Source organism: Microcoleus sp. B13-B6 (assembly GCF_036705405.1).
Lineage (GTDB): Bacteria > Cyanobacteriota > Cyanobacteriia > Cyanobacteriales > Microcoleaceae > Microcoleus.
On the sequence record NZ_JAUBUJ010000003.1, the window covers coordinates 130,251 to 155,667 of the forward strand.

General features: G+C 48.3%; 14 protein-coding genes. 7 read left to right on the plus strand and 7 right to left on the minus strand.

The features are described 5' to 3' along the window. Positions 1-53: 53 nt before the first annotated feature. Positions 54-629 carry an orotate phosphoribosyltransferase gene (gene pyrE / locus QUB35_RS02565; protein ID WP_333139077.1) on the minus strand — a complete coding sequence of 192 codons (576 nt, stop codon included), beginning with the start codon at positions 627-629 and terminating at the stop codon, positions 54-56. A gap of 669 nt (positions 630-1,298) precedes the next feature. On the opposite strand from pyrE, the gene QUB35_RS02570 reads away from it, so the two are divergent. Continuing rightward, complete coding sequence (locus QUB35_RS02570) at positions 1,299-1,826, plus strand: hypothetical protein (protein ID WP_333139079.1); 528 nt, start codon at positions 1,299-1,301, stop codon at positions 1,824-1,826. Between the two features lie 179 nt (positions 1,827-2,005). On the opposite strand, the gene QUB35_RS02575 is transcribed toward QUB35_RS02570, so the two are convergent. Further along, a complete protein-coding gene (locus QUB35_RS02575; protein ID WP_333139081.1) occupies positions 2,006-2,752 on the minus strand; it encodes a pentapeptide repeat-containing protein in 747 nt (248 codons plus the stop codon). A gap of 20 nt (positions 2,753-2,772) precedes the next feature. Continuing rightward, on the minus strand, positions 2,773-3,417 hold the full coding sequence (locus QUB35_RS02580; RefSeq protein ID WP_333042577.1) for a hypothetical protein: 645 nt from the start codon (positions 3,415-3,417) through the stop codon (positions 2,773-2,775). 322 nt (positions 3,418-3,739) lie between these two features. Here QUB35_RS02580 and QUB35_RS02585 point away from each other — a divergent pair, with 322 nt between their 5' ends. Continuing rightward, positions 3,740-4,051: a WGxxGxxG family protein gene (locus QUB35_RS02585; RefSeq protein ID WP_333139083.1), complete on the plus strand. Its 312-nt coding sequence runs from the start codon at positions 3,740-3,742 to the stop codon at positions 4,049-4,051. Positions 4,052-4,434: 383 nt separating this feature from the next. Here QUB35_RS02585 and QUB35_RS02590 read toward each other — a convergent pair whose 3' ends face one another. Next, positions 4,435-9,387: a PAS domain-containing protein gene (locus tag QUB35_RS02590; protein WP_333139085.1), complete on the minus strand. Its 4,953-nt coding sequence runs from the start codon at positions 9,385-9,387 to the stop codon at positions 4,435-4,437. Between the two features lie 318 nt (positions 9,388-9,705). Here QUB35_RS02590 and QUB35_RS02595 point away from each other — a divergent pair, with 318 nt between their 5' ends. Together QUB35_RS02595 and QUB35_RS02600 are read left to right on the plus strand one after the other, a co-directional pair. After that, a complete protein-coding gene (locus QUB35_RS02595; protein ID WP_333139087.1) occupies positions 9,706-10,509 on the plus strand; it encodes a creatininase family protein in 804 nt (267 codons plus the stop codon). Between the two features lie 81 nt (positions 10,510-10,590). Next, complete coding sequence (locus QUB35_RS02600) at positions 10,591-11,346, plus strand: DUF561 domain-containing protein (RefSeq protein ID WP_333139089.1); 756 nt, start codon at positions 10,591-10,593, stop codon at positions 11,344-11,346. Here QUB35_RS02600 and QUB35_RS02605 read toward each other — a convergent pair whose 3' ends face one another. Together QUB35_RS02605 and QUB35_RS02610 are read right to left on the minus strand one after the other, a co-directional pair. After that, on the minus strand, positions 11,347-11,544 hold the full coding sequence (locus QUB35_RS02605) for a hypothetical protein (RefSeq protein WP_333139091.1): 198 nt from the start codon (positions 11,542-11,544) through the stop codon (positions 11,347-11,349). A gap of 14 nt (positions 11,545-11,558) precedes the next feature. Next, a complete protein-coding gene (locus QUB35_RS02610) occupies positions 11,559-12,251 on the minus strand; it encodes a calcium-binding protein (RefSeq protein ID WP_333139093.1) in 693 nt (230 codons plus the stop codon). Positions 12,252-12,331: 80 nt separating this feature from the next. Between QUB35_RS02610 and QUB35_RS02615 the strand changes: the two genes are divergently transcribed. The 3 genes from QUB35_RS02615 (at position 12,332) to dprA (ending at position 15,175) form a co-directional block, all read left to right on the plus strand. Further along, on the plus strand, positions 12,332-12,979 hold the full coding sequence (locus tag QUB35_RS02615) for a DUF2301 domain-containing membrane protein (protein WP_333139095.1): 648 nt from the start codon (positions 12,332-12,334) through the stop codon (positions 12,977-12,979). A 127-nt stretch (positions 12,980-13,106) separates the two neighbouring features. After that, positions 13,107-13,760, plus strand: coding sequence for a YdcF family protein (locus QUB35_RS02620; RefSeq protein ID WP_333139097.1), 654 nt, complete (start codon positions 13,107-13,109; stop codon positions 13,758-13,760). 263 nt (positions 13,761-14,023) lie between these two features. After that, positions 14,024-15,175, plus strand: coding sequence for a DNA-processing protein DprA (gene dprA / locus QUB35_RS02625; RefSeq protein WP_333139099.1), 1,152 nt, complete (start codon positions 14,024-14,026; stop codon positions 15,173-15,175). A gap of 517 nt (positions 15,176-15,692) precedes the next feature. Here the strand turns inward: dprA and QUB35_RS02630 are convergent. Further along, complete coding sequence (locus tag QUB35_RS02630; RefSeq protein ID WP_333139102.1) at positions 15,693-25,064, minus strand: DUF4347 domain-containing protein; 9,372 nt, start codon at positions 25,062-25,064, stop codon at positions 15,693-15,695. Positions 25,065-25,417 lie beyond the last annotated feature (353 nt).

Below are 25,417 nucleotides of genomic sequence, written 5' to 3' on the forward strand. Positions count from 1 at the left end.
AAATATCTGCGTTACCAAGTTCTACCTGGTAACGAAGGGAATCGCACAAACTGCTATTTCTTGCTACTAATCCATTCCTTAAGATCGTTAATCGTAAAAACTGTTTCAAAGTCCAATCCAACAGATTGATAAAACTGGGCACCACCTTGCTCCCTGTCAATCAGCGACAACACGCGATCGACTTTATAACCCGCACCGCGCAACCGTTCCACCGCCTGCATCGCCGACTTACCCGTCGTCACCACATCCTCCAAAACCGCCACATTCGTCCCCTCTGGCAACAGCGGCCCCTCAATGTACGCCATTGTCCCGTGTCCCTTCGTCTCCTTTCTGACAATTAGCGCCGGAATCGATCGACCTTCCAGAGCCGAAACCACACTCACAGCAGTTACAATCGGGTCAGCACCCAAAGTCAAACCGCCCACAGCTTGCACCTCCGACGACAACATCGACAACAGCAAACGTCCCGTTGCCAAAGCACCTTCAGCGTGCAGCGTCACCGGTTTGCAGTTAATGTAATAAGAACTTTTCTGCCCCGAAGACAGCACAAAATCGCCTTCGCGATAGGCAAACTCGCACAACAAATCTAGAAGTCGATCGCGCAACACCTTTAAATCCGCAGCATCCATAACTCACACCCTATAAAAAACACAAATAATCCGCCGATAATCAGTTTATCAAAAAATTGGGTTGAAAATCCCGTCTTTCGCTTGACCGAAGGCATCCAGGATAAAAGCCCCCGGATTCATTCCAACGCGCCAACTCAGGACCGGTGAAATAAAAAACCTGTCTCCGATGAAACTTGCCCCCGAATTTATCCGTGGGGTCAATGCTTCAATTCTAAAATCTAAAATCTAAAATCTAAAATCGCTTGACGGCTTTTTGATAGAATACACATGGTTGTAATTCCCAAGGTGGGCGGTTGTGAAGCGGCTTTTAGTCGGCACCCTCGAACCTGAAAGCTTTTTAAAAGCAAAAAGAAGGGTAGCGAAAACCTTGTAAAACAGAGCTGGGGAATCAACGCATTCTCACCCACCAGAAAATCAATAATTTGTTTCAATCAAGTAGGGTGGGGCACACCCGAACTCTAGGTTCGTACCCTAGTACGCTTTTGGAGATAGACCCTCTGGGGTGGTTGTGAGTTAAGCTGGTCAATTGGTGCAATTGCACGGTTGAAAAGTTTGAGTATTGCCGAAAGGACGCAACATTTTAAGGTCAGTCGCTGAATTAAGAATCCCTGTCCTTTAGGTCAGGGAGTGTCAAAGTGGAATCGGAATTAATTAAGGAGGCCCAAATATATGAGTCAAAAGTTAAAAAGCCTGAGCGGCGCGTTGATTCTCGCTGTCGCCTCTGCTGCAATGGCATCCGTCAAACCAGCTCAAGCACAAACAGAGCGATTTCATCCAATTGCCGACGACTTCAACCGACAATTTTTTCAAGCTTCAGGAGACTTTTACCACAACGTCAGCTTGCAAGGTTACTTGGGCGACTATTTAGGCATCGGTTCCCCCAGCGGCGTCGTTGCCTTTCCCGAAAAAGAAATTGAGCGGGATGCTAGTCGCGTCAACGGCTTCTACCGACGAGTAATGCAGCGGCAAGTTTCCAGCGATCCGATTCTGCGCGTCCCAGATGCCGTCAATCCCTTCGATGCCTCAATCATGGCACTGCCTCCAGCTTGCCAGCTAGCACCTCAACCGAGCGGCTGTTTCCCCACTCCCGCCGGACTCCAAGATCAGTTTACACTTCCAACACAGCAGGAAGGTTCACCGACTGATCAAGGGCCCGTTAGAGGACTTTATCAAGTATCGCCCCCTGGCAAAAATTAATCGATCGACAGTTGCGAGTTTTGAGCCGAGGCGGGTTTACTCTCATCTCGGATTTGTATTAGAGAGAAAGTCTGAACCCGCCCCAAAAATTCATGTTTTGGCAATCCTTTCGGTAAACGCGCCACTGGCTTTCTTTTAACTATCGCGGTTATTTTACAGGACTAAATATTATCCAATATTTATCGAACAATGCTGCCGTCAGGCATGATTGTTCCTTTCAAAATAGCTTCCCCCAAAATCGCTCCCGCCAAGTTCGCTCCCCTAAGATTTGCCCCGGTCAAATTCGCCCCTCTCAAATCAGCTTTGCCAAGGTTTGCCCACCGGAAATCTGCCGCGCTCAACTGTGCAAAACTGAGATTTGCCCGGAAAAGATATGCTCCAGTGAAGTGAGATTCTCCGAGGTTAGCTTTAGAGAAATTAGCTGCATAGCAATGTGCTTCAATCAATTCGGCTTGAGTCAGATTAGCTTGACTGAGATTAGCACAGTTGAGGTTCGCGCCCATCGCATTAACTCGAAACATCACCGCACCGATTAAATTCGCATCTGCGAAATCGGTTTGTTGGAGATTTGCACCGCTAATATCCGCCCCAATTAAATTAGCACCGCTCAAATCAGATCCTCTGAAGTCAGCCGCTTGGAGGTTGGTTCCCGTTAAATTAGCTTTAATTAAATTAGTTTCGAGCAGTTGCGCTCCAGCAAGATTTGCTAAACTGATGTTGGATTCGGCGAGGTTGGCCGCAATTAATTTAGCCTTAAACAAATCGGTCTTAAAAAGGTTAGACCGCCAAAGATACGCACCTCTGAGATTTGCTTCGGCGAGGTTAGCTTCGCTGAGATCCGGTTCTATATTTGGGTTGAGAGTTCTCCATTCAATCCAAGTAACTGCACCTTTTTTTAACAGCGCTAAATGCTGTGTATTTGCCATAATTGCATCTCCTTTAACGGCTATTCCTTGCGACCAAAAATTGTTGGATTTTCTCGACCCGTCACGTTTTCCACCGCCGCAATTGCTGCCTGGGAACCTGCTATAATATCTCGTTCTGCGCCGCCGAGGTACAGCCGTCCGAAACTGCCTACAGCCTGAACCTCTAAGATGTTAATAGATGCGCCTTTTTCTGCTTCATTGGCCGCCAGCGCTGCATAGGCCGCCGGTTCTACTTCTAATACGTAAAGCGTTTGTCCCGCCAGCAGCAACTGTCCGCGGCGGGTGCGGTTGATTAATTGTGTTTGGTGGGGGTCAATGTTGCGAATAATTTGACTGGAAATCACTCGCGGTTTGATACCTTCTTCTCTGCGGACTCCCATGAATTCTAGAATTGCTTTGCCTGCGGCCCGCGTTTCCCCCTGCTGGCCCGAGTGTACTTCCAGAAGGCCGTACAAGCGTTCGACTATCTGCACTCCTGGGCGCACGGAGGCAGATTTGAGGGCGACATCGGTAATTCGGTTAATTTCGATACCGGGGGAGATTTCTATCCACAGCGACGCATCCCCCGGCAGCGGCAAGAATCCGGCGGCGATGGTGCCGATGTATGCTGCGTGCTGCGGCTGCAAGTTGTCTAGAAATACGTAGCTGCGTAGCTCTATACCCAAAAGTTTTTATCTCCGTCGATCGAGTTCCAACACTTATCTGTGCAATATCTGAGTTTACCTTTTTTTGTAAACAACACCTTGTCTATTGTCGGGACTGCCGGAGTGCCTCATAACCGAGTGAGGTGCCAGACCCGCGATTTCTAGTGCCGGAGTGCCTCCGCGAGCAATCTTATATTTTGTGCGCCCGCTAAAAATTTGATATCAATCTCTAGTTATACGTAGAACCTAACAATGTTTACTGCTAGAGGTGGATTTAAATTTAAAAGCCAATCGATATAGTTGTGATAGTTAAAGATTTTAGCCAACAGAGAGCATTTGAATTATGAAACGTTCTGATTTATCCAAAGCAATCGGTGCAGGTATTATAGCTGCTGGTTTAGCCATAGCACCAGCTCATCTGCCTGCTTCAGCTCAGACAGATACAACTGGCGGTACTAACAACACTACAACCACCACCACTCCTCGCTCCGATGTCTACAATGCTGAAAGCGATCGCGATTTTGATTGGGGATGGTTGGGCTTACTCGGCTTATCTGGCTTGTTAGGTTTAATACCCAAAAAACGTGAAGAAAATGTCCGCTATACCACTACAACAGCCGATCGCGACCCAGCAGTCCGCACTGACTACCGCTAAGAATCGAGTCTTAGTGCTGTGGGCATCCTGCAGGGACAGGATGTTTTACCCTGTCCGACGATAGCCAATAATAATCAAAAAACCTCCATCTGTGGGGTTTTTTTATTGGAGATGATGCGCGATCGAACGACCATAAAATTGGTTAAATCTGAGATATGGCACTATTGTCAATAAGCTTTTTATGAACAGGCTTTCCGGCCTGTTCCACAAGAAAATTCACTTTTTGTGGAACAGGCATCTTGCCTGTTCCTGACAATGGTGCCACATCTCAGATTTAACCGAATTGAGATTATTAAATTCTTCCTTTCTTCTTCCTTTTTTCCTTCAAGTTCTTAGCGCCTTCGCGGTTCATTAAATAAAGACTTTTCAGACACAAAAAGAGCTTAAATAATGTTTTTGCCCGATCGATCGAGTACCTCCCCAATCGCCTGCACCAACTTGTCGGGGTCTAAAGGCTTACAAATGTGTCGCTGGAACCCCGCAGCCAGGGCCTGCTGATAGTCAATTTCTCCAGCATAAGCCGTGAGGGCGATCGCCGGAACCAGTCCCCCTTTGTCAGGCGCCAGAGCCCGAACCTGTCGCATCAACATATAACCGTCGGTATCGGGCATTCCAATATCGCTCAACAGCAAATCCGGCACAGACTGGGTTAAAAACGCCAAGGCATCGGCGGCGTTAGCAACTGCTGTCACACTTGCCCCACAATCCTCAAGCAGAAAAACCACTAAATCTCGCGCATCGGCATCATCATCCACCGCTAACACCTTGATACCGCTCAAATTGAAGGATTGGCCCGGCGACGCAGTTCCCACAGGACTTGTCGGAGATTGCACGGGCATCAGAGGTATCCTGACAGTCAAGGTTGCACCTTGTCCTTCGCCGGCACTGTCGGATTTCACCGTGCCGCCGTGGAGTTCGACGAGATGGCGGACGATCGCCAATCCTAAACCCAATCCGCCAAACTTGCGGGTAGAAGTGCTGTCAGCTTGCCGGAAGTAGTCGAATACATAGGGCAGAAAATCAGGTTCGATACCTTTTCCCGTATCAGTTACAGTAATTTGGGCCAAGGTGTCCACCCGATCGAGAACGACTTCGATTTTGCCTCCCGGCGGGGTGAACTTGACGGCATTTGACAGCAAATTCCAGACTACCTGCTGAAGTCTGCCCGCATCGCCCAACACCGGGCCGAGATTCGGTGCAAATTGAGTGCTGATTGGAATCGACTTGACTTCCGCCGCCAGACGCACCGTTTCAATAGCAGCGCCGATGACCCCGGCTAAATCCACAGGTGCAATATTCAAGCTGACCTTGCCTTGTAGAATCCCCGACACGTCGAGCAAATCTTCGATAAGCTGGGTTTGCAGTTTGGCGTTGCGCTCGATCGTCTCTAAGGCATAACGCTGCTTTTCCGGTGTCAAAATGTTCGATTGAAGCAGCTTCGCCCAGCCCATAATCGGGTTTAAGGGAGTCCGCAATTCGTGGGACAAAACCGCCAAAAATTCGTCTTTGACGCGGTTAGCCTGTTCTGCCTCTTCCCGCGCTGCCTTTTCCCGCGCTAGAAGGCCTTCCCGTTCCGCTTCTGCAACTTTTCGATCGGTAATATCGGTGTTGGTGCCACACCAGCGCATCACCTTGCCTCGATCGTCGCGAATCGGCACGGCGCGGGAGAGAAACCAGCGGTACGATCCGTCTTTGCCGCGCAACGGGAAAGTATCTTCCCAGAGTTCGCCTGTTTCAAGGCTGCGCCTAAATTTTTCGACAACGCGATCGAGGTGTTGTGGGTGGTGTACCTTTTGCCAGCCCCAGCCTCGCATTTCTTCTAGGGTGGTGCCGGTGTAGTCAAACCAGCGCTGGTTATACCAGAAAATCCCCCCTGCAGCATCTGTCATCCAGGCCAACTGAGCGATGTTGTCAGCTAGAGCGCGGAACCGAGCCTCGCTTTCGTGCAGCTCATGCAGGGCTCGCGCGTGCAGGATCACCGTCCAGAGGCGAGCCACCACTTCTTGCATCAGCCAAACTTCATCAGGCCGCCAGTGCCGAACCACCCTTGATGTCACCAGCAAAAGAGCCACCCAGCGCCCTTCCTGAAGGCAGGGAACATCGACCAAAGCGCGAATTGACACGGCACCGTAGTTATCGAATAAATGCGCTGTATGGGGGTAAGTAGCGATATCTGAGATGACAAGGGTTTGACCTGCCATAGAGAGAGCTTTCAGTTCTGGCGTCTTAAAGTCTGAGATTTGATAGGTGCCGACGGTGCTGGCGAGGTCGGACTGGTGCCAGTCTTGCTGGACAATTGCCCGATCGGCTTCTACATCGATTTCGTGCCACACGCAGCGATCGACCTTTAAATATTCTCCCAGACTTTTCATGGCTTCCCACAACATTTCTGCGGGGTTGAAGCGCTGCCGCAAGCGGGCTTCGAGATCAGAGAGAAACTGCTCGTTGAGTTGGGCTTGTTTGCGATCGTGAATATCAGTATTCGTGCCGATCCACTCGACAATCTGGCCCGCTGCGTCGCGAATTGGCACGGCGCGGGACAAATGCCAGCGTTCCATTTGGTCTGCTGCCCGCCGGAGGCGCAGCTCAACTTGATAAACTTCTCCGCTGATTAGACATTCTTGCCAGCGGGCCCAAGATTCTGCCAAATCCGAGGGCGGGACTAGGGATTCCCAATTGCTTTGAACGGCTTCCTCGTAAGACATTCCCAGATATTCCAACCATTGTTGTTGATTGGTAAAGCGAATTTCCCCGGCGGAACTTACGTTCCAAATCAGGTGGGGCAGCGACTCAGCCAGGAAGCGAAAGCGGCGGTCGCTTTCTGCTAAGCTTTCTTCTGCTCGTTTGCGATCGTCAATATCAATCCCTATCCCGGCCCATTGCACCACCTTTCCCCCCCTGTCTTTGACGGGAACAAGTCGCGCTAGATGCCAGCGATAATTACCATCAAACCTGCGTACCCGACACTCGAATTCGTAGGCTTCCCCTGCTGCAATCGCAGGAGTGCGCGTGGCGACAACTGCTGGCAGATCATCAGGATGAAATAATTGCAGCACCGGTGCAGCCAGCGGCAATTGTGCTGGGCTCATGCCCGTATAGGTTTTCCAGTGTTGGTTGGCAAACTCTAACCTGCCGTCGGCGGTGTTGATCCACATTAATTCCGGAACCCCATCGGCGAGGGTGCGGTAGAGATTTTCGCTGTGTCGCAGTGCTTCTTCTATTTGCCGGCGCTCGGTTTTGTCCTGCATAATTTTCAGGAAACCTTGCACCTCGCCGGCTGCGTCGCGCAGGGGTCTCACCAGCCCGCTGCCCCAAAAGCGACTGCCGTCTTTGCGGACGTGCCAGCGCTCGTTTTCTGCCTTTCCCTGAGTCAGGGCGATGTGCATTTCTGCTTCCGGCTTTTTGGCTGCAGAGTCTTCTGGGGTGAAGATGATTCGTCCGTGCTGCCCGACGATTTCAGCTTCGGAATAGCCCAGCACTCTCTCGGCCCCTGCGTTCCAACTGGTAACGTGTCCGCCGATGTCGAGGGTGATAATGGCGTAGTCTTTGGCGCTGTCGAGAATCAACTGCAGGTGGGTTTCACGATCGCGCAGTGCTGCTTCTGTTTTTTTGCGCTTGGTAATGTCGCTGGTGAAGCCGACAACTTTGGTCACTTCACCTTGCTGGTTGCGGATCAAACAGCCGCGTTCCCAAACATCGATCCAGCGCCCGTCTTCGTGCCGGACTCGGTACTCGATTTCATAGCGATCGGGAATATTCAAGATTGATTGCCCCCCGGCTTGGATGCGTGCCAAATCGACGGGATGGATGCGTTCTCTCCACCACTCTGCTGTTGCGGGTGCATCCTCTGGGCAGACACCGACGATCGAGCACAGTCCCTCGGAACGGTAAACTGAGTTTGCTACCAAATCCCACTCAAACACCATGCCGTCGATCGCTCTTGTAGCTAACTGAAAGCGGTTGTTGCTTTCTTCCAAAGCGAGTTCGGCCTTTTTGCGATCGGTAGCATCAAATAATACTCCGATAAACCGCACTGCTTCGCCTGCCGCGTCGTAGAGATAGCGCCCGAACGCTCTCAACCAGCGGATTTCTCGTGTGTCGGCCCGGATGATCCGGTATTCGGGGGAGTAGAGCGTTCTCGTTTGCCGAGCTGTTTTGGCTGCTTGCATGACTTGCTTTAAGTCGTCTGGATGCACGCACTTTTCCCACACATCCGCGCTTGCTTCGCCGCCCGGTGTCTGTTCGCAGCCCAAAATGCTGAAATGGGTCGCCGACCAAATTACTCGATGTGTTCGCACGTCAAAATCCCAGGTTGCCATGCCTGAGCCTTCGATGGCGACGCTCAAACGTTCTTCGCTTTGTTTCAAGGCAATTTCAGTTTGTTTGCGATCGCTGATATCTGTCAGGGAACCCACGGCCCGCACGGGATTGCCTGACTCGTCCCAAATTGCTCGCCCTCTGGCTAAAACCCATTTGTAGCGCCCGTCCCCACAACGGATGCGGTACTCGCAGCAGTAATGTGAGGTTTCTCGATGCAAGTGCTGCTGCCAATTGCTTTGCATTATCTCCACATCATCGGGATGAATGTAGCTCAAAAATTGGCTGAAGTTTTTGACTTCTTCGGGCCCACGTTCCAAAATCTCTAAAAAGCGATCGCTCACTACAGAGCAATTTGTTTGCAGGTTGTGATCCCAAATGCCGTCGTTGTTGCCGGCACAGGCTAGCTGCCAGCGTTCTTCGCTTTCTCGCAAAGCTTCTTTGGTTCGATCGGCGCGATCGATTTGTAGGGCGGCAACGGCAAAGTCTGCTAGGGCGATCGCAATCCGCAAGTCTTCGGCATCGAATTGGCGATCGGAATCGTGAGATACAATCCATATTGCCCCCAGCGTTTGATTTTCTGCTTGCAGCGGCACAACTAACGCTTCGGCGATCGGCTTTTCTAGCTGCTGTAAGTCGGTGAAGTATTTTTCTGGAGCGAAGTAAAGCTGGGGAGTTTGGCGATCGAGACCGACTCCCGACAAACGCAATGTGCGGGGTGTGTTTCTGTGTTCTGCGGCTTCCCACGCGCCCGCCAAGGCTTCCCACCGAAAGATTTGTTCTGAACTGGCATTTTCTTCTAACAAGCAGACTCCGACGCTTCCTGCGTCGCACAAATCTTGAGCGATCGCAACCAGTGTTTTGAGCAGCGTGCGGGGGGAGGTTGCCAGTTGTCGGGCCAGCGTTTGCAGCGCTCGGTTTTCTGCTTTGCAATCGTGGGATCGAGGGATGCGGCGCGACAGTTCATCGGCGATCGGAATGTCGGTTAAATTAGTTTGTGGGGTTTGCCAAGCTTCCATCAATTAGTCATCTCTACGTCTTTCGGTCTGAGCTGGCGAGCGTATATTATCAGCGCCCTCTTAAAGCATCTGCTATATTATAGGCTCTACCCACATACAGAATATGCGCTCTATCTGGGAAATTACTTTTTAGTTTTCAGGCTAGGGCGTGTTTTCTCTCCCCAGAATTGCCTTAAATTGTAGGTTGGGTTGAGGAACGAAACCCAACATTTTTCGTAGATTTGTTGGGTGGCGCTACGCTTAACCCAACCTACAGAATAGGCAAGAAAACACGCTCTAGTTGACTGCCTTGGTTGCCTATGCTCTTGCCGCCACCTTATGCACAATTTTATTCCAGAATCGCGCTTTTTTCCATATCTGACTTGGACAGAAATTGAGTCTATGCCGGATAAGGAAAATATAGTTATCATTCAGCCGCTAGGTGCGATCGAACAGCACGGCCCCCATTTGCCTTTAATTGTAGATGCGGCAATTAGCGCGGCGGTGATAGGCAAAGCGCTGGCCAAGTTAGACGCAAATATTCCCGCGTATGCTTTGCCGCCTTTGTACTATGGCAAGTCGAACGAACACTGCCATTTTCCCGGTACAATTATGCTCAGTGCTCAGACACTTTTAACAGTATTAGGTGAAATTGCTGACAGTATTTATCAGGCAGGATTTCGGAAATTAGTGTTAATGAATGGTCACGGCGGACAGCCGCAGGTAGTGGAAATTGCGGCGCGGGATATTCATCAAAAATATCAGGATTTTTCGGTTTTTCCGCTGTTTGTTTGGCGGGTTCCGAATGTGGCTGCTGAATTATTAACTGCGAAGGAGTTGGAGTTGGGAATTCACGCGGGTGATGCAGAAACGAGTTTGATGTTGTCAATTTTGCCGGAACAGGTGAAAATGGAACTGGCTGTTTGCGAGTACCCGCAGGGTTTACCAACAGACAGTTTGCTGAGTATGGAAGGGAATTTGCCTTTTGCTTGGCTGACGCGAGAGTTGACACAAAGCGGTGTGTTGGGCGATGCGACGGCGGCGACGAAAGAAAAGGGAGCTCGTATTCTCGAATCTCTCTCTGACGGTTGGGCACAAGTTATCAAAGATGTTTACAAATTTCGCCAGCCGCGTAGTAATTAAAAATTAAGAATTAAAAATCAAAAATTGTTCTAATTTGTGTCAAAATGAGTCTAAGAAATTTTTTGAGTTGGAAAACTAACGATGAGTGTAAATTCTAAATTGCAGCGCGCTTTTGAGCAAGGTCGCGCCCTGAAAATTATCAGCGGTTTAAATAATTTTGATGCTGCCAACGTTGCGGCTGTCGTCAAAGCAGCGGATCTCGGCGGTGCTTCCTTTGTCGATATTGCTGCAGATCGAGATTTGGTATTGATGGCAAAACAGTTGACAAATTTGCCAATTTGTGTATCGGCAGTGGAACCGGAAAAGTTTGTGGCTGCGGTAGAAGCCGGCGCTGATGTGATTGAAATTGGTAACTTTGATGCTTTCTACGCAGAAGGCCGTCGCTTTGAAGCTGAGGAAGTTTTGCAGTTGACTCGCGAAACTCGATCGCTATTTCCGAACATCACTCTTTCTGTGACAGTTCCCCACATTTTGGCACTCGACAAACAAGTGCAATTAGCAATTGAATTAGTCAAAGCTGGGGCTAATATCATCCAAACCGAAGGTGGCACCAGCGCTCAACCAATTCACGCCGGCACATTGGGATTAATTGAAAAAGCAGCGCCTACTTTGGCTGCAGCCTTTGAAATTTCCCGCGCCGTATCCGTCCCCGTACTCTGCGCTTCCGGTATCTCCAGCGTCACCGCACCCCTCGCTATTGGAGCCGGTGCTGCAGGTGTTGGTGTCGGTTCTGCTGTGAGCCAACTTAATAGCGAAGTGGCGATGATTGCGGCTGTTCGCAGTTTGGTTGAAGCTTTGGCTTTGGTTTCGCGATCGCACTTGTCGGCTTCCATTTAATTAAGAAGGAAGTTCGGCAACGGATTCTGTAACGGATGTAACGGATGTCAGGGAGAAGGAAGAAGGATGTTCGGCAACGGATTCTGTAACCGATGTCAGGAAGAAGGAAGAAGGAATATTTTTTCCATCCCCACTCTCCCCTTCTCCCACTCTTCCCCTCTTCCCCTCTTCCCCTCCTCCCCTCCTCCACTCTTCCACTTTTCCACTCTTCCTTAATAATTGATAAACCACACGGCATAATCATCTAATAACTGATTGTTGCGGGAGGTTACATCAACTGATTCTAACTCAGATAAAGGCAACATAAACTTTTGGCGATCGCTGACGCGCTGCACTTCCACAAATATGCCTTCTTCCTGAAGCACCAAATCCTCCAACCGATTAATTGTGAATCTATCAGTATAAGAAGGTTGAGTTTTTTTGAGCCGTGCATATTCTTTTTTGCTGCCCCCACCCATTGTATATTCTTCTTCCCATTCAAACTCTTCTATGCCGGTAACGTGGCAGGGTAGTTGAATATTTTGCTTGATGTAATCTAGATATTTGACGGAATTTTTTAGGCTGAAATCAATATTTTTTGACCCCAAAATCTTGCTGATTTTAGTTTCAAATTGCGTATTATTAAATGGCATATTTTTATCGATATGCGCTAACATTTCTGGATCGAACCCCGCTCTCAATTCGGATAATTCCTCCAGCAGGCTCTGAAAGTCGTTGACCGGTTTCGGTCTTCTGCCTGCTACAATGGTTTCATCAAGCTGAACTGGAGGAAGTTCGGATGGTAAAGGAAGGGATTGGCTTTGATCGGGGCGATCGTCCACTTTAGGCTTGTTAACTTTAGACTTGTTAACTTTAGACTTGTTAACTTTAGACTGGTTAAGTTTAGGCTTGTTAAATTTAGGCATCGCTCGGTCTCGCTGGCTCGGTTTATCAATAAAGTATATCTTGGCAGAAGTACATTCGTGTATGATAGGAGGAATCTGTAATGCAACTACTGAAATCACCTGATGAATCGCCAGTCTATCAAGGACAATTCGGCGAATTTACAATTACTCAAAACGATCGCACGGGAGTGTTGATTTACCGCGCTGGATTGGGGGTGGCGGCGCTGTGTTTTGCGATCGGCGCTACTCTGGTGCTACAACAGGGCGACAACCCGATGGCAATCCAGGCTGTAACGCCTGTTTTTGCTTGTTTCTGGATAGCTTTAGGCGTCAGCTTGGCAACTATTCACATTTACATGATTGCGCTGCACCGAACACTACAGGCGTTTTGGGCGATCGGCGGCGCGGCAGCATTGTTTGTCGCCCTACAAAGCAGCCAACCTCTAGCTTTAGCAGTGTACGAACATCCCGCGACTTTGTGGGGAATTGGCTTTACTTTTGCGGCCTTAAATGGCATTTATTTTAAGGAAGCATTCTGCTTTAATCGCCTCGAAACTAAGTTTTTGACTCCGGGAGTTCCTCTCTTAATTTTAGGACATATTTTCGGTTTTTTGTCAGCCGAAAATGAACAATTTTTGCTGGCTATTTGGGCGGCTTTGTTTATCATCTTTGCTGTACGCAAGTTTTTTCAACCAATGCCGCAGGATATCGGGGATAAAAGCGTTTTTGAGTATCTGAAACACCAATAATTTGGGAATGAGGCATTGGGAATGGGGCATTGGGCATTGGGAAATTCTATCACTTTCCCACTATTTACCTCTTCCCCAGTCTCGCCGCATCTGCCTCCATACCCGAAAACATCTAGATCGAGTTAAAATGAGAATTCGTCTAATCCGCCGCCGAGAAATGTGGGCAGTTACCAGGGAAGGTTGGGTAATTGCTCTGATGGGGTTAATAATTGCAATGATCTTAATTCTCACAAAGATCCATCCATTTTTGGCGGTAAATGCGCCGATTAAAGCAGATATATTGGTTGTCGAAGGCTGGTTGCCCGATTATGCGATCGAAAGTGCGATCGCCGAATTCAAAAAAGGTGAATACAGCCAATTAATTACCACAGGAATTCCTTTAAATAAAGGTTACTATCTCGCTGAATATAAAAATTATGCCGAACTGACTGCCGCGACTTGTATTGCGCTAGGATTTGATAAAAATAAATTAGTAGCAGTACCAGCCGCGAATGTTTTGAAACACCGCACTGCAGCTTCTGCGATCGCACTTCGGGATTGGCTGGCTGCTTCTGCTATAAAAGTTGACTCAATTAATCTTTATTCTTTTGGCCCTCATGCCCGCAGAAGTTGGATTGTTTTCAAAGAAGTGCTGAATCCTGAGATTAAAGTCGGGATTATAGCGGCGGAACCGCAAGATTATAATTCCCAAGAATGGTGGAAATCGAGCGAAGGTTTTCGGACTGTGATCGGAGAAATTATTGCTTATATTTACGCCCGTTTTGTTGATTGGAAAACCTAGCCAGTAATTGTCAAATTTTCTCTTAATTCCCTTCGCGTTCTTCGCGCCTTCGCGGTTCGGAAAAAAATATTTATATAACAGTTTGAAATCCGTGTAAATACAGGACACGGCAGTGCTATTTCTGTACCAGGCTATCTGTGAAAATACAGGCCACGGCAGTGCCGTTTCCCCACCCAAGAAATAGACGACACGGCAGTGCCGTTTCCCTACTATATTTAACCGAAGATGATAAAATTATTCTCAGATAAGTTGAGGGTAACTCGTTGCTAGAAGAACGCGCTTACTGGTTAGCATGGTCGCAAATTAACGGCATCGGGCCGATTTCGTTGCAAAGATTGCACCAAAATTTCAATAGTTTGGCAGAAGCTTGGACGGCACAATCAGTAGATTTAATGCGAATCCAAGGGTTCAGCAAGCAGATAATTGAAACTATTTTGCAAGAACGAACTCAACTTAATCCTGAAGAATTTATCGAAAAACATCTTATAAAAAATCCCTGTTTTTGGACGCCTGCAGATCCAGATTATCCCCGCTTATTATTGGAAATTCCCAATCCGCCACCAGTGTTGTATTATCGCGGTTTAGTTGATGTAAAAGAGAATCAAGGAATTACGCCGACAGTGGCAATAGTTGGTACTCGCAGCCCTTCGGAATACGGCAGAAGGTGGACTCGCAAATTTAGTACGGCTTTGGCTAGAAGCGGTTTTACTGTGGTTTCGGGATTGGCTGCGGGCATTGATACAGAGGCTCATATAGGCTGTTTGGAGGCGGGAGGAAGGACTTTCGCAGTGGTGGGGACGGGAGTAGATATTGTATATCCTAAACAAAATGAGAGGTTGTGCGATCGCATTTTGCAGCAGGGATTGGTAATTAGTGAATATCCGGCGGGGACTCAACCGAATAAAACTAATTTTCCCCGCCGAAATCGCATAATTGCTGGCTTAAGCCGCGCTACAATCGTGATAGAAGCTCCGCATAAATCGGGTGCTTTAATTACTGCTTATCAAGCTAATGATTTTTGCCGGGATGTGTATGTTTTGACGGCAAGATTGGATGATGAGCGTTCGTTTGGGTGTTTGGAGTTGCTGAGTAAAGGTGCTCATCCGATTCTGCCTGGTCGCGATCGACTGTTAAGCGAAGACAGGTTGTTGGAAATGCTCGGAGCTATGCCAAAATTGGATAGAGCCGAGCAGTTGTCGCTATTTCCTCCAAATCCGACGGTTGAGAAGCAAGGGCCGCCGTTGGAGCCGGAATTGGCTAAGGTGTTAGGTGCGATCGTATCTGGGCCGATTTCTTTTGATGTAATTGTGGAAGCAGCGGGATTAGAAGCGGGAACAGTTTCTAGTATACTTTTGCAGTTGGAATTGTTGGGATTAGTTTCGCAGTTACCGGGAATGCGATATCAGCGGTGCTGATGTGAAAGAAAACTGGGCGGTTGAAACGGCGTCTACACAGACAAAATCCGCCTGCGCGGATTGAAGGCAACGGAGGACACGGCATTGCCGTTTCCCTACCCCAAAATAATCAATTTTCGTCGCTCGGATGTAAGCATCACGCGATCGATTGTAGGGACACGGCACTGCCGTATCCTGATTTCGGGTAACGGGTAAAATCAACCGGATTGGATGATGAAATTGCCCGATTGGGCGATCGGATATAACGATCGAGAACACGGCAATGGAGGACACGGCAACAGCGCAACTGGTGTCAACTTAAGGTAAAACCGATAGTCCGACAGGGAATGAATTCCCTGTCTCAAAGCTAAAGTCCTCGCTATGAGGACTGAAGAACTCATTAGTCCTCATAGCGAGGACTTTAGCTATTAGACAGGGGTTTCAACCCCTGGCTGGCGGACTGACGGATGAGCGAGAAGACTAACGGACTAAAAGCTTAAGTTGACACTAATGGGCAATGCCGTTTCCCTACCCAATCTCAAATCAATCCGAAATTAACAGCACTAATACTGCTAGCAGAAACACCATTGAGAGAAGCTAAAATCTCCCCAGTCTGTGCAAACCGGATTAAAGTTGCACCGCTATCTTGAACAATCGCCAATTGCGAGAAACTCAACCCGTTACCCAATACTAACAAGTCTTGACCGACTTCAAAATCATTAATCGTATCAGTACCGGAATTGGTAGAGAGTAGGAACTTATCTACTCCCATTCCTCCTACCAAAGTATCAATTCCCAAACCGCCATTGAGTAAATCATCTCCCTTACCTCCGTAAAGAATATCATTACCATCATCGCCGTTCAAAATGTCAGCACCACGGTTGCCAAATAAGGCATCATCACCGCTACTTCCCAGGATTGTATCGCTACCTTTGCCACCGAAAATAGTGTCATTCCCCAGAACTCCGTCGAGGGAATCATTGCCCCTCATGCCCATTAACACATTATTTGCGCTGTCGCCAGTCAGGATATCGTCGCCATTAGTACCGAGAATTGCATCCGGGGAATTGCTGCCCAAATCTGCATCGCCGCTGACAACAGGAGTGGCAATCCCAACAGGCAATACTACAGCTTCAATTCTGCTATCTAAAGCAGTACCAGTATTGTCAGCAACTAGCTGGGAAATAGGTTTATTTCCCGTACCAACTTCTTTGAATTCTTGAGTGGTTGGGCCCAAGGCTACTTGTTGGAGGCGGGCAAGTGATTCAGGAATTGATGTTCCTGTTGGGTTGGAGACAGCCGCATCAATGCGCTGATTGGCTGTTGCCATTACTGTCGCGGATTGCGATGTAATTTGGCTGACTGTTTGACTGTTGAAACTGGGGTCTATTTGCTGGATTTTCGCGGCTGTTTGCTGAATGATTGGTTCTAAGGCTGCGGCATTGCTGAGGTTTAAGACTGTACCGGATTGAATTTGAGCCGTAATTGAACTGACAACAGCTTTGACAATATCGGTATTGACTGCACTGGAAGCACCGTTAATCAAACCGCTGGTTTGGGTAATGAAGTTTTGGACTTTCACCATTTCGGATAAGACTTGGACGCCGCCCGGTTGATTGTTATTGGTCGCTAAGATTGGATCTAAGCTAGTTAGGTCAACATCGGCGGGGAGAGAAAGGGCGGCTTTGACTAAAGATTGCGCTTCTTCTTGTTCAATTCCTTTGTCGGTTAAGTCGGCGACTAAGCTGGTTAGGAGGGTGACTACACTAGAATCTGGGGGTGCGGTGACAGGTGTTTCTAGGGGTAAGCCGGTGGCGGTGTCAATGCCTCCTATGGCTACTAAATTGCCTTCTGATGGGTCGATTTCTCCGTTTTTGTTGGTGTCGAATGTCTCGAAGGGGATGTTGAGATTGAATTTACCGCCTGTATCGGTTGTGGTGGATGGTTCGTTGGTGTCGAGGATGCCGTTTTTGTTGGCATCGAGGAAGAGAGTTGCACCGGAGATATAACCGTCAATGACAGTACCTCCAAAGCGGCTGTCATTCATAATCAGTTGGATCGTATCGCTGGCAGTTGCACCGGCTCTGTCTGTTGCTGTTAACTTAATATTGAAATCTTGAGGTTGAGAATTTGTGCCATTGAAAGTGCGAGTATCTGGATCGAAAATGAGCCAATCAGGTAAAGGATCGCCATTTTCAAGAGTTGCTGTGTAGGTAAGCGTGTCACCTAGATCGGGATCTGTGAAAGTGTTGGACGGAAATTGGTAGTTGAATGTCGATGGGCTGTTGCTTACAGTTTTGGACTCGTAATGCCAAGGGGTTGTATCGGGGCCGTAGTTGAGGACAGGCGGGGTGTTGGGGTCGTTGTCCGCGATCATCACAGTAGCACTAGAGGACTCGCCTATCTGGCTGTTGTAGTTGCTGATAGGATCTAAGCTGATAAACACTTTTTCGTCGCCTTCTACTAGGTAGTCGTGGTTGACATCCACATCTATGTTGACGCTGCGCTTACCTGCTGGGATGGTGATCCTGTTGCTGCCAGACGGGTTGATAGTCAACGCCTGACGGGGTTGGGATGGCTGACGGGACTCGGAGTCGGAATACAATTGGTAATCTCCATACATACCGATACCTGGTGTGGCAGTACCGGGTATAGGAGTGTAGCTATTATCGGATAGATTATCGAACTTGTAGTAGACATCCAGCGGACCAGCTAGGCTGCCACCAGTACGGGTAATAGTGAATTTTCCAGGATTGGGTTCTTCGGGTGGAAAGATGGTTTCCGCAGCATTAGCATCCGTAGCGCTGATGGTAAGCGTTGGCTTGATATCGGGGGCTGTAAATGTAAAACTTTGTCCTTCAACAAACGGGGAACCAGCCCAAGCACTGTCGATCGCCTGTACACTCCAGTTATAAGTTTGTCCAGGGATTAAGTAATCTGGTTTTAACAGCCAACCAGGCGAGTAGTAGTTACTGCTGCTGTTGGCTTGGTTGGCATTTCCCAACTGCACTACTTGCCGAGTCCCATCATCCAGGGACATCGGGCCAACAATGTACTCTTTAATAGGGTCGCCACCGGCGGGATTGAAACGAGTAGTCCAAACTCGCAGGTTGTAGCTTAAACCCTGATTTGGAGTTTGAGCGTCGATCTGATTCCCCCATCCTGGGGGCAAACTTAAGATAACTCCTTCGGGAGTAATCTGAGGGAAATTGAAACCTTGAGTTTGAGGTGCAGAGGGTGGCGTGTTCGCATCAGGGGTGTTGTTGCGGTAGACTTTGACAAAGCTGCCACCGCCAACAGATGAATCATCTCTTGTCGTGAGTGCAATATCCAGTTTGTCATCTTTGTTGTAGTCTCCCCAAGAACCATTCGCGCTGGCAACATTATTAGGTAGCCCTGTATCGTCGATGGGTTGAAAATAGCCAGACTCATTTTGTCCGTAAACTTTGGGGAAATTGTAAACAGACGAATAATTTCGTTCTGTCAGCAGGATATCCAGCTTGCCATTGTTGTCGTAGTCTCCCCAAGTACCGGAACCAGCACCAAGCCCCCATGTAATTCCACGTTCCTCAAACGTAGTATCTCCTCCATAGTTTGTGTTTTGGAGCAGCAGCCTGGTAGAGCTATTAGGAATCGGCGACTGATACTGATTTAGACGCTGCTGTGTACCTGTAAGCAAGATATCGAGTTTGCCATCGTTGTTGGAGTCTCCCCATGCACCGTAATTAATAGGTTCGTTGGGGTTTTGATTTTGCAGCAATGGCTTGCTCTCTTCAGTAAAGCCATTGCCAGTGTTGCGATACAACTTTGCGACGTATGCTGAACCGGTATCGCCTGTCAGCAAGATATCTTGTTTGCCATCATTGTTGTAGTCTCCCCAAGCCGCATTGCCAATAACACCGGGCAAGTTTACCCCAGTCTCCTCCTCAAAGCTAGTGCCGTAGTTAAAGGGAATGCCACCGCCAAAGTCAATGCGTTCGTTACGGAACACTTTGGCGATGTAGCCTGAACTCGTATCGCCTGTGAGTACGAGATCCTGTCTGCCATCATTGTTGTAGTCTCCCCAAGCTGCGGAACCGTTGAACAGACCAGGCAGGTTTGCCGTGCTTCGCAAAAAGAAATTGGGGTTGATCTGCTGGGTTTGGTAAGAAGGGCGCAGATTGTTCTCAATCTTTTGGTTCACGTACAGTGTGGTGATGGGGATGTAACTCGGCGTAGCATAGGGGTTGGTCTGTGTTGGATCAGTTCTTACACCTGTGAGCAAGATATCGAGATCACCATCATTGTCGCTGTCACCCCAGGTAGCAGAAGGCTTGGAAATATGCTCCTTCCCATTTTCCTGAAGTACACCTCCGTAAACGGGAGGCAGCCCTATATCAATTGGTTTAAAGCCTTGATCACCTTCGTTGCTGTACACTCTGGGGATGTATTGCGATCGGGGAAAAGATTGATAATAGTTGTTTTGTAAACTACCTCCTTCCATCACCAACAGATCCAAATCGCCGTCATTGTCGTAGTCTCCCCAGGCATTAGGGCCGACAAAACCAGGTATCGTCAGATCCGCGAGTTCGTTGGTGAATACTGGGTGGTCATCCGCTTCCCCCCCATGCCGAGCCTTAGAGTCCGTTATTCCCAAGGGAGTTTCGTTAGAGCTCGGTATTCTGATCGGGAATATGTTTGTGCCGCCTGTTCCTGTAGTGACTGGCGGTTGCGGATTGACGACTACTGGCGGATTGACGACTACTGGCGGATTAACAACTACTGGCGGATCGACGACTACTGGCGGATCGACAACTACTGGCGGATCGACGACTACTACCGGATCGACGACTACTACCGGATCGACGACTACTGGCGGATCGACGACTACTGGCGGATCGACGACTACTACCGGATCGACGACTACTACCGGATCGACTACTACCGGATCGACGACTACTACCGGATCGACTACTACCGGATCGACGACTACTACCGGATCGACTACTACTGGCGGATCAACGACTAATGGCGGATCGACGACTACTGGCGGATCGACGACTACTGGTGGTGCAGTGTCGTTATCCGTAATCGCCACTGTCACCCCTGGAACCACGACCACATTATACTTAGCATCACCCCCACTCACACTGTGAGTGATAGTACCGCTGTGCGCGCCTTCGACAATCGTATCGTCAACAGCTTTCACCGTAACGGATTGAACGACATTCCAGTTATCGGTAGTGAAAGTGATAGGCGCGATCGCCTCTATCTCATTACCTGTTGTGAGAGTGATAGTTACAGGGGCGATCGGCTGCGATGTTAATTTGATGCCATAACTGCCATCCGCGCCACCTTCTGTAGCCGTTGTTTGCGTGGGAGAAATGCTGACACCTGCTGTCTCGTTGTCGGTAATCGCTACATTGACATCCTGAATTGTTGTGCCGCTATACTTAGTGTCTGTACTGGTAACAGTGTGAGCGATCGTGCCGCTGTGCGTGCCTTCGGCTTTGCTATCGTCGGTAGCGGTGACTGTGACTGTTTTGGCAACATTCCAATTCGTGCTGTCAAAGGTAACAGGCGCGATCGCATTTATTTCACTTGGGGCATTAAAGTTAATGGTAACAGGCGCGATCGGCTGGCTGTTGAGTTTGACTGTATAACTGCCATTCGCCCCGCCTTCTGTAGCAGTTGTGCTCGTAGGTGTAATGCTGACACCTGCTGTCTCGTTGTCGGTAATCGCTACATTGACATCCTGAATTGCCGTGCCGCTATACTTAGTGTCGGTACTGGTAACAGTGTGAGCGATCGTGCTGCTGTGCGTACCTTCGGCTTTGCTATCGTCGGTAGCGGTGACAGTGACTGTTTTGGCAACATTCCAGTTAGTGCTGTCAAAGATAACAGGGGCGATCGCATTTATTTCACTTGGGGCATTAAAGTTAATGGTAACAGGCGCGATCGGCTCCGACGTTAATTTGAGCTGATAACTGCCCGCGGCCCCGCCTTCTGTAGCAGTTGTTTGCGTGGGAGAAATGCTGACACCTGCTGTCTCGTTGTCGGTAATAGCTACATTTACATCCTGAACCGTCTGACCGCTATACTTAGTGTCGGTACTGGTAACAGTGTGAGCGATCGTGCTGCTGTGCGTACCTTCGGCTTTGCTATCGTCGGTAGCGGTGACAGTGACTGTTTTGGCAACATTCCAGTTAGTGCTGTCAAAGATAACAGGGGCGATCGCATTTATTTCACTTGGGGCATTAAAGTTAATGGTAACAGGCGCGATCGGCTCCGACGTTAATTTGAGCTGATAACTGCCCGCGGCCCCGCCTTCTGTAGCAGTTGTTTGCGTGGGAGAAATGCTGACACCTGCTGTCTCGTTGTCGGTAATAGCTACATTTACATCCTGAACCGTCTGACCGCTATACTTAGTGTCGGTACTGGTAACAGTGTGAGCGATCGTGCCGCTGTGCGTGCCTTCGGCTTTGCTGTCGTCGGTAGCGGTGACAGTGACAGTTTTGGCAACATTCCAGTTAGTGCTGTCAAAGATCACAGGGGCGATCGCATTTATTTCACTTGGGGCATTAAAGTTAATGGTAACAGGGGCGATCGGCTCCGACGTTAATTTGAGCGCATAACTGCCATTCGCACCGCCTTCTGTCGCAGTTGTTGCCGTGGGAGTAATAGAAACACCAGCGGTATCATCGTCCTTATTGCTGAGGCTAACATCCGTTACATCTTTGTTGCTGTAATTCGGATCTGTACTAACAGTAGCCGCCGTGACAATGGTGTAATTAATATCGCCGTCACCAATGCTATCGTTAAGCCCTGTTACTGTCACCGGCTGCGCTGTATCCCAGTTAGCAGAAGTGAATGTTAAACTATTAGTTGAAACAGTTCCTTCGGCAACATTGTCACTGGTCAAACCGATAGTCACATCAGCAGTCGGCTGAGTATTTAGAACCACAGTAAAGTTGGCCTTGGTGCCATCTTCACCAGTAATTAATCCCGCCGTCGGATTCACCGTAATTCCCGGAGTTTCGTTATCACTGTTGGTGACGGTGACATCATCAGGATCGAGGTTACTGTAATTAACATCGGTACTCACAGCAGCAGCCGTGACAATCTTGTAAGGTATAGGGCCATCAGCTACTAAATCGTCAACACCACTGATCGTTATTGGTTGCGGTTGATCGTAGTTAGCGGTAGTGAAAGTTAAGCTATTAGTTGAAACTGTTCCTTCTGCAAGATTGTCACTCCTCAAACCGATGGTTACGTCAGCAGTTGGTGCAGCGTTTAATTTGACTGTAAATTCTGCCTTACCGCCAACTTCTGTGGTTGATATTGCCTTTGGAGTGACAGTGATGCCGGCAGCGTCATCATTTTTGATAGTAGCCGTAGCGGTAGCCGTCGCAATAGTCGGTGCGCCACCGGGTGAAACTGAATTTGATAAAGTAATGGCAACAGTTTCATCCGGTTCTATATTGCCATCTCCCAACACATCCAAAGTAATAGTTTTGGATGTTTCACCCTCTGCAAAAGTGATTTTGCCAGTGGCAGCCGTTGCGCCCGAAGTGCCGGCGATATTGTTGTAATCAGTGGCGTTGGTCGCAGTGCCGGTAATGGCATAATCTACGGTACTCCAAAGTTCCGTGCTACCGCTGCGAGTAATAGTAAATGTGGCAGGATTTTTGCCGGTATTGCCTTCGGTAATGGTGGGATTGTCGGCGACAATTGAGTAAGAACTATTCCTATCCAATATAGCCACTTTCGCTTGACTCGTACCGCCGACAACACCGCCTGTAATCGCACCCAAATTGAGAACTAACTGTTCGTTACTGTCAACGATATTGTCAGCTTTAATAGTTACTGCAATATTTTGGGTGAGAGTAGTAGTGCCGGCAGAGAAAGTAAGGGATGTAGTTGAAATAGTGTAGTCTGCATCTTGAGTAGCTGTGCTACTGGGGTCGATGACAATGGGTACATTTAAATCAGTTAAGGGAGTGCCACCGCTGATAGTAACCGGGACATAAATTATTGTGTCGGTCGTGCCTTCAGTGACGTTGTAAGTGTTACCTATTTGGGGAGGAACGAAGGATACTGTAGTGGGTGTATTCAGCAGCACCGAAACGTTGTCTGAACCGTTATTCGCTACTGCAAAATCCGGGAGAGTATCAGCATTAAAGTTGCCTGCAATAATGGAAGTTGGATCTGTGCCCGCAGCAAAGTTAATGGGTGCACTAAAACCGCCATTGCCGTTGCCTACTAAAATTGCAGCGCCGCTGGTTCCTGTTACTGCTAAGTCAAGTCTGCCATCTCCGCTAAAGTCTTTCACCACAATGCCGTTAAGCCCTGCCCCTGCGTTAACAGTAGTAGCCGGGCCAAAGCCGCCAGTGCCATTTCCCAATAGAATTGACACACTGTTAGAACCGCCGTTAGCTGTGGCTAAGTCGAGGAAATTATCTCCGTTAAAGTCCCCAGTTGCGATCGCATTTGGATTTTGCCCAGCCCCAAAATTAGTAGCTGCACCAAATCCGCCCGTGCCATTTCCTAACATAATTGAGACATTATTAGAGAGGCTGTTGGCAACGGCTAAGTCAGGTAAACTGTCAGCATTAAAGTTCCCTACAACAACGGAACCAGGAATCGCACCAACATTGAAATTAGTGGCAGCGCCAAAGCTGCCAGCACCGTTTCCCAACAAAATTGAGACACTACCCGTACCTTGAGGGTTAGCATTTACCACTGCTAAATCGAGGAAAGTGTCGCTGTTAAAGTTCCCGACAGCTATTGAAGAGGGAGTGTTACCCACACTAAAGGTGCTGGGTGGACTAATGAGTCCGCCCGTGCCATTTCCTAACAGAATTGACACACTGCTATTACTGCTATTTGCTACTGCCAAATCGGGGAAATTGTCAGCGTTAAAAAGTCCTGATGTGACGAAAACAGGATCCAAACCTACAGCCAATTGGGTAACTGTTCCAAAATTGCCATTTCCATCTCCCAACAAAATTGAAATGTTTTCGCTTGATAGGTTGGTCACTACCAAGTCTGGAAAGGTATCAGCGTTGAAAAACAATACATTAATACCTTTGGGATTTGTCCCCGCGCCAAAATTAGTCGCATCACCAAAACTATTCAAAACATACTCGTAACCCGCTAACACTTCGGCTTCAAATACCAGCGGCGTTTCTCTTGAACCGGTTCTGACTTCCAGTTCCCAGTCGCCGCCTTTTGCTACACTTCCGGTGAGGTTTTTGGAAGCGGCAACATTGGTATTTGTCAGTTGGGCAATGCGTTGGATGAAGGCTACACCGTCTATATCTCTGGCGTGTCGATCATCTATGGCGTATTCATTATCTATGGCGTATTCATCCGATCCGCCAGGGAATGAATTCCCTGTCTCATAGCGAAAGTCCTCTGAAGAGGACTGTTTATTGAGTTTGTTTTCAGTCGGTTTCAACCGACTTGAGCTTTGAGCCGGGGAATTCATTCCCTGGCGGACTTTCGGGTAAGCAGTCGGTTTCAACCGACTTTCGCTTTGAGACAGGGAATTCATTCCCTGGCGGACTTTCGGGTAAGCGCGAGGTGATGATGCGACATTACAACCGTAAATGAGAATGTCCGCATCAACACTTAAAGCACTCCGCCACTGCTGCAATTTCTCGGAATAAGTTTCCACATTATCTGCACTCAAGCAGCCATTACCCAATTGCAAGCTGCCCGGAGCACCGTGAGAAACTATGTGAATGCTGTCAATATTGGTACGAAGAGCTAAAATATCAGTAATTTGGTCGATCGCATCCCGGTTCCCATCCAAAACGACTACTTCCGTACCCGGTTTTACCCCAGCAATCAAACTTTGATAATTTTCTACTTTAGTATCGATAAAGGCGATCGCACTTGGTGAAACTTGATTATTTAAATTTGACATAATGCACCTACTAATAGCTAAAAAAAGACAATAGTTTCCCTGTTTCGCGACTTGCATCGGAAACTATTTCTGAAGGTTGTAGTAACCATAACTGTTTTTTTAGAGAATATCTATAAAGTTTTCTTCATAAACACCTTTTTATTTAAAGTTTTGATAAAGATGGGGAATTTTATTAAGTAATATTACGGGTTAGCCAGCGCGATGTGGATGAGATAACACAAAAACATTTCAATAGCAAGTATCATTATACTGAAATATTTTAGTCCCCGTGCAGAGTATGGGAAGGAGAATATAGGAGTAGAGGTTCAGAGGTTTAGTACCAGAGTTCGATCGATTGGTGGAAGACGCTGTGC